This is a genomic window from Allorhizobium sonneratiae (genome assembly GCF_023700755.1).
Classification (GTDB): domain Bacteria; phylum Pseudomonadota; class Alphaproteobacteria; order Rhizobiales; family Rhizobiaceae; genus Allorhizobium; species Allorhizobium sonneratiae.
In genome coordinates this window covers 1-895 of sequence record NZ_JAMKOJ010000033.1, presented here as the reverse complement: position 1 = coordinate 895, position 895 = coordinate 1, and the positions used below count along the sequence as shown (strand labels likewise).

The following is an 895-nucleotide window of genomic DNA, read 5'->3' as shown; positions in this document are numbered from 1 at the left end:
GTCGATGGCCGATTCCATACCGGTATAGGCGGTGTCGGTCTTGGCAGAACCAAGGCCGATGGCGTCCTGAACGGCAGACAGCGCCTTGTTGTCGGAGCGCATGGTCGTGGCGATAGACCAGTAAGCGGCGTTGTCAGATGCTTTTTCTACTTTGTAACCGGACGAAATCGCACTCTGCGTCTTGTCCATGCTGTCGTTAATGGTACGCAGGGTAGAAAGCGCTGCAATTGCAGCGTTATTCGTCATAATACTCGTCATAGGCACTGCCCCTTTTGGACTTTATAACGGAAGGGACATGCCGGAACTCCCGGCAGACGGCAGTGGGCTTCATGCAATTAACCAATGTTTACGTAAGGTTAACCTACCGTCTTAATGATTTCATTGAACACCATTAAGGTTAACCGCATCCTAAAGTTACGAGCTATTCGCGCATATTTTCCAGAGAAATGATTCTTGAAGACTCCATAAAAAGACAATGGCCGGGAAAGTCCCGGCCATTGTCTTATTGCAAAACCGCCCGCAAGCGGCCTGTAAACCACTCTTAGCGGAAGAGCGACAGGATGTTTTCCGAGTTGGAGTTGGCAATCGAAAGAGCCTGAATACCAAGCTGCTGCTGGGTCTGCAGAGCCTTGAGCTTGGTCGACTCCTCGTTCATATCGGCGTCTACCAGGCGGCCTACGCCTTCGGTGATGGTATCGCTGAGATCCTTGGCAAAGCTCGACTGGGTTTCGATGCGGCTCTTGGTCGCGCCGATTGTCGAAGCTGCGTCGGTCATGTTCGACAGCATCTTGTCCACTGCAGAGACCATGCCGTCGATGGCGGAGTCGGAGGTGGAGGAGCTGAGCGAGACTTCCGTACCCGAACCCGTACCGGCAGCCGAGCTGATCAGGTAGTA

Annotated in this window: 2 protein-coding genes; both read right to left on the bottom strand. The window is 53.1% G+C overall.

Annotation, left to right across the window (positions count from 1 at the left end; translation table 11 throughout):
- Positions 1 to 258 (bottom strand): flagellin N-terminal helical domain-containing protein (locus tag NAC44_RS21145; protein ID WP_476726968.1); only part of this gene is annotated, 258 nt, incomplete at its 3' end.
- Positions 259 to 541: 283 nt separating this feature from the next.
- On the bottom strand, positions 542 to 895 hold a 354-nt coding region (locus NAC44_RS21140; RefSeq protein WP_274706995.1), incomplete at its 5' end, for a flagellin.